Origin of the sequence: Aestuariivirga sp., from assembly GCF_041738905.1 — a bacterium.
Lineage (GTDB): Bacteria > Pseudomonadota > Alphaproteobacteria > Rhizobiales > Aestuariivirgaceae > Aestuariivirga.
Genome location: NZ_JBGSOZ010000153.1, coordinates 1 through 5039, shown reverse-complemented (window position 1 = coordinate 5039; position 5039 = coordinate 1). Strand labels below are relative to the sequence as shown.

The 5039-nt window shown below is 67.3% G+C and carries 6 protein-coding genes; all 6 read right to left on the bottom strand.

The annotated features are described in order from the left end of the window. Positions 1-762, bottom strand: a 762-nt coding sequence (locus tag ACEW8Q_RS14430; protein WP_373504754.1) for an AMP-binding protein, incomplete at its 3' end; no start/stop codon positions are given. Next, positions 749-1591, bottom strand: coding sequence for a phytanoyl-CoA dioxygenase family protein (locus ACEW8Q_RS14425; protein WP_373504753.1), 843 nt, complete (start codon positions 1589-1591; stop codon positions 749-751). The genes ACEW8Q_RS14425 and ACEW8Q_RS14430, both read right to left, overlap by 14 nt. After that, a complete protein-coding gene (locus ACEW8Q_RS14420; RefSeq protein ID WP_373504752.1) occupies positions 1588-2466 on the bottom strand; it encodes a glycosyltransferase family 2 protein in 879 nt (292 codons plus the stop codon). The genes ACEW8Q_RS14425 and ACEW8Q_RS14420 overlap by 4 nt, the downstream gene beginning before the upstream one ends. 5 nt (positions 2467-2471) lie before the next feature. Continuing rightward, positions 2472-2759, bottom strand: a complete 288-nt coding sequence (locus ACEW8Q_RS14415) for an acyl carrier protein (RefSeq protein ID WP_373504751.1) — start codon at positions 2757-2759, stop codon at positions 2472-2474. Beyond that, a complete protein-coding gene (locus tag ACEW8Q_RS14410; RefSeq protein WP_373504750.1) occupies positions 2759-4012 on the bottom strand; it encodes a polysaccharide pyruvyl transferase family protein in 1254 nt (417 codons plus the stop codon). Before ACEW8Q_RS14410 ends, ACEW8Q_RS14415 begins: the two co-directional genes overlap by 1 nt. Positions 4013-4021: 9 nt before the next feature. Further along, a partial coding sequence (locus ACEW8Q_RS14405) for a hypothetical protein (protein ID WP_373504749.1) occupies positions 4022-5039 on the bottom strand: 1018 nt, incomplete at its 5' end.

Genomic DNA, 5039 nt, shown 5'->3' with positions numbered 1-5039 from the left:
CGCATAGCCGAAGTTCGGCGCGGTCGAATGGGTGCCGCCATGGGCGCTCATGGCGCGCAGCCAGCGCATGGGCCGCCGCAGGAAGGCCGCGGGCGGCATCAGCACGGCCGTGCTGTCGTGCCAGAGGGGAGCGAGAATGGTTCCGAAGAGGCCCATGTCATGGCTGTGCGGCAGCCAGCTCACCGAGACATTGCCGGGCTCGCCGCCGCTCACCTGGTTCATCATCGCGAGATTGGCCGCGATGTTGGCGTGGGTGAGGACAATGCCGCGCGGCTCCGCAGTCGATCCCGAGGAATACTGCACGATTGCCGGCTCGTCCGCGCCACGGCGGCGGAGGATAGCGCGCGGCGCGGTCCATGGCTCGTCCAGCGCATGGATGATGCCGGGGTGAGTCGCCAGTGCTGGCAGGCTCGCAAGGGCCGAGGTTGTCAGGATCGCGGCGGGGCGGAGATCGGCGAGGGCCCCGATCACCCGCTCGACGGCCAGGGCCTGCTTCGGCACGGGAAGCGGCGAGACGACAGCGCCCGCGAGCAGGCAGGCCACCAGTGTTTCGACGAACAGGGCGCCCGGCTCCATGACGAGCGCGACGGGCTGGCCTTCGAGCCCCAGGGCACACAGCCAGTGCGCGCGGTCGGTTCCGCGCTGCGCCAGTTCGGCATAGGTCAGTCTTTCGGTGACGTCCTCGCCATTGGCAAGAAAGCGCAAGGCGTCGCGGTCCGGTGCGCGTTCCGCGGTCTGCAAGATGCCCTCATGCGCCAGCATCGGTGTCTTCCGATTGGTGCCGGGCGATCTCGCGGCGGATGATGTTGTTGAACTTCCGCAGGATCGTGCCGTGGCGGCGGAGCGCATCCGGGTCCATGTCCTTGCACGGCGCCTGCTCGATCTCGAAGCCGCCCAGATCGCGGCCGTGAACCAGCGTGGCGTAGCTCCTGTCGTTCCTCAGCCCCTTCAGATCGCCCGCGATGTAGCGGATGGCAAAGCCCATGCGGCGCTCGGTTCCGGTGTTGGGCCGCGACCCGTGGATCAGGCGCTGGTGGTGGATCGACATTTCGCCGGGCGCGAGAACCACGTCGCGGACGGTATCTTCGTCAACCTTTGCCGCCAGCACCTCGCCGCCGCTCAGCATGTTCGCCGGATCACCTGCGTTGACGTGGCGCAGTTGCTCGCGGTGGCTGCCCGGCACCACGCGGAGGCAGCCGTTGGCGGTGTCGGATCGCGTGAAGGCAATCCACACCGTGAGCGCGTCGGGGCGTTCCAACCCCCAATAGCTGCTGTCCTGATGCCAGTGGACGTGATGCGGCGATCCCGGCGCCTTGTCGAAGAAACTGCTTCCCCAGCACAGGATGTCCTCCCCGAGCAGGTCGACAACCGGGCCGACGATCCGGCTGTCATGGACGAGGTCCCACAGGCACGGGACGAGCAGATGCGCCTTCATGTTCAGTGCGGGCGGCAACTGGCCGCCGCGCGCGGCACCGAGGCGGAAGACATGGTCGCGGAGGCTGACGAGTTCATCGCCGGGAAGGGCGCGGATGGGGGCCAGATAGCCTTCGTCCTTGTAAGCAGCGATGGCCTCGGCGGACAGGGTGGTCATGCGCTTTGGCTCTCCGGCTGGCTGGCGTGGCTGCGATACAGGATGCCGGGCTCGCGCAGCGGCTGAAGCGGCTTGCCCCGCAGGCGGTAATACTTTCGGCTGGCGCGCTGGACCTCGGTTGTTGCGGCGAGGGTGTCGGATGTCGAGACGCCGCCGTGGAACTGGTGAAACGTGCCTTCATCGACAATGCGGATCAGCCGTGCGCCGGGAAGGCCCGCGGCACGGATGAGGGTATCGGGATTGGCGACGCCGCCGCCCGCTTCGTCGAAGGCCGTATCGTAGCCCCCGAGGCGGTCCCACGCGGTACGGCGGAGGAACAGTGCATTCGATTCGAGAAGCGGTCCTGAAGGGCCGGGCTGCGTCTCGCAAGTCGAGGCGGCGAACAGGCGATAGGGTGTTTCGGGCCAGCCGCTATTGGCGATGATGCGGTCCTCTTCTGCCTGGTCATAGCCCGTGGCCGAGGCGAAGTGCTGGCGCTGCGGGCCGATCTGCCAGTTGAGAGGGGCGATCACCGGGCAATCATGGCCCGCCGCTGCGGCATGGACCGCCGCCAGAAGACCGGGCGATGCCAGCCGCGCGCCATCGATCCAGGCGCCGATGAGATCGCCCCGGGCCAGCGCCAGTCCTTCGTTCAGGGCAAAGACAGGTGACGGACTGCGGATGCTGCAGCGCCGGATGGTGAGGTCGAGGTTCAGGCTGGCGAAGTCTTCGGCGGTGGGGCACCGGTCCGATCCGTTGTCGATGACGATGACCTCGTGACGCAGCGCGGGGTCAAGCTTCTGATAGGGACGCGCCAGTGACAGGAGGGTGCGCGGCAGTTCGCGTTCCATCCGGAAGCACACCACTACGACCGACATGTCAGGGCGCTCGTCCATCGCGGTCAGTCCTTGCGGCAGTTCGCGGTGGAGAAGAGATCGATCGAGGGATATTCGAGAAGGAGTGTCGGTTCGATCAGCACGCCGAACTCCTCTTCCATGATTCCCGCCATGACGACTGCTTCGATCGAATCCATTCCGAAGCTGTCAAAGAGTGCTGATGTATCGATACCCTCTTTGTCGAGGGAAAGAAGCTGCGAGATGTAAGTGATCATCCAGGCTTTCAATTCAGCCTGGCTGAGCGGCAGCGAGACCGGCTTGGGTGACGCGACCGAGAGTCCCGGTGTTTCCATCAGTGAGTTCCTTTGGTTCCAAGTTGCAGGGGGCTTGTGGCCCAACCGGTGCCCCGGCGGCCAACGCCCAGGTTGACATATCGGCGGACGAACTCCGTCCGCGCCGCGCGCCGCTCCGTGCCGGTGGCAAGTGCGGTAGCGATGGCGGTCCAGTGATCGTCGAGCGATTTGCCGATGCGGTCAGGCAGTGGGCGCTGCGGCGGACCTGCGAGCAGCGCGGAGGCTTGCACAAGCCCCGCGTCCCAGTCGCGGCAGAGATCGTCGGGCCAGCCGGCATGGGCGACAAAACCCGCGAACTTTCCATAAGCTGGGCGCGCGATCAGGGCCGCCGGCACGCCATAGGAGGTGGCGGCGATGTAGCCGTGAAGCGAGGCGCCGATGTAAAGCCGTGCCGCCGCCGTCACCGCGGCGATCTCCATCAGGCTGGGCGGGTCTTCAAGAACGATATGCGGCGACGCGATGTGGCGGGCCACCTCGCGGGCGGTTGCGCCATCGTCATGCGCCTGCCCGAGGGCGAGAAGCACCGGGACCAGCTTGTGGGCTATGGCAAACTCACTGATCCGCTGACCGAGCTTGTCCGCGCCATATCCCGACAGGCTGCGGTCGCGGATGTGGAGCGCGAGGATCGCCGCCTCGGGCGCAAGACCAACGCGGGTACGAAAGGCAGCTTCCGCCGCCGCAAGCCTGCTCCGGGGCCAGAACCGCGCGATCTCGGCGATCGGATCGGGCACGATGGCGGGTGCCAGTTTTCCGTCGGGATCGAGAAGACTGACACTGGACTGGTCGCGGACAGACAGATAGTCGGCGGCGCCTGCGACAGCCGCCACGGCTGGAAGCTGGCCCGTCGCAAAGGGAAAGGGAACGCCCGGCGCGTTCCAGGCGATGGGCAGTCCGCGCAGCGCGGCCCAGAGCGTGGCCCCGGCCCAGCAATCCACCAGTTCCGATCTGCCTGCCGCCGTATCCTGTCCCACCAGATGCACGATGCGCGAGACCGGCTGCGTGTGAATGATGTAGCCGCCGCCGATCAGGATGCCGTCGAGCGCGGGATCCGACGTGAAGAGTTCGGCTATGGGGCGCGGCGCCTCCAGCCCGAGGCCGGGATCGCTTCCCGTTGGTGCGAACGCGGTCAGCCGGAAGCCGTGCGGCGCCAGCCTCTCACGCGCGAGCACTGGAAACATCAGGTCGCCGAAGTTCCGCATGTCATAGGCGCCGCAAATCGCCAGGTGACGCGTTCCGTGTGATGAAGCCGTCATCTTGCCCGATCAGCCCGTGCGTCCGAGAAGCCGGTCCAGTGCTGCTTCGAAGGCGCCGCTTTCCAGCGAGGGCGTGAACGCATCGTGGTCCATCACGTTGTCGACAGGGCACAGGGTCACGCCGGGACGATCTGCAAGACGCGCGGCGTGCGCCTTGTCCGGCGCATAGCCGGTGCCATAGAACATCGTGGCCTGGAGGTGCCGGTCTTCGGGCCAGGCCGCGCGCAGGTCGCGGTCGGTAAGCGGCAATGCTGCCGTGAAGCGGGCGAGGCGCTCGAGTTCGATGTCGGGCACGTTCGGGGCGGGGCGCCCCAGGATCGTCTTCGCACCGAAGGTGAGGCAGCCGTGGGCGCCGATCGCCAGCGCCGTGCGCAAGGCGGTCATGCCACCGCCCGAGGTTCCGAATGTCAGGACCCGGCTGGCGTTCGCCACGTCGGGGAGCCGCGCGATGTGCGCCGCCACGCCCTCGACATTGCCGGCGATTCCCTCGGCGCCGAAGAAGAACACGCGCTGGGTCGCATCATAGGCGTAGATCGCGGTAACGCCCCGGCTGGCGAGAAGGCTGTCGAAATAGTGGATCGGCCAGCCGCCCACGCGGTTCTTGAAACCGGGGAATACCACGACCGCAGGGCCGCCTTCGGTGCCGCGCGCGACGTGAAAGCCCGTCTCCCGGATATCACCCTGCAGGCGGGAGCTGCGCGTGAGACGTCCGGACAGCACGATGCGCGCATCGATGACCGTGTCGCCCAGGTTCCGGGCCAACGCACGGGCCTCGTCCTCGCGGCCGGCCGTCAGGGCGAGGCGCATCAGCATGATGGCCATCGAAGGTGGCATCGGGGCATCGCCGGCCGCATCCCGCCGCGCATCCAGCAGCTGTGCGATCGAGCCGTTGCTGAACGGCACATTGTTGACGCTGAGGACCAGTTCCCACGAGCCGGGGTACTTGCGCATGAGCGGCAGCGCCTCGGCCATGGCTGCGGCTTCGCCCGCGCCACGGAAGATGAGGCCGATGCGCTTGGCGATGAGG

Excerpts from the sequence above, each read along its gene's own strand:
- ACEW8Q_RS14425 (WP_373504753.1), bottom strand. The coding sequence starts at position 1,591 with ATGACCACCCTGTCCGCCGAGGCCATCGCTGCTTACAAGGACGAAGGC.
- ACEW8Q_RS14420 (WP_373504752.1), bottom strand. The coding sequence starts at position 2,466 with ATGGACGAGCGCCCTGACATGTCGGTCGTAGTGGTGTGCTTCCGGATG.
- ACEW8Q_RS14415 (WP_373504751.1), bottom strand. The coding sequence starts at position 2,759 with ATGGAAACACCGGGACTCTCGGTCGCGTCACCCAAGCCGGTCTCGCTG.
- ACEW8Q_RS14410 (WP_373504750.1), bottom strand. The coding sequence starts at position 4,012 with ATGACGGCTTCATCACACGGAACGCGTCACCTGGCGATTTGCGGCGCC.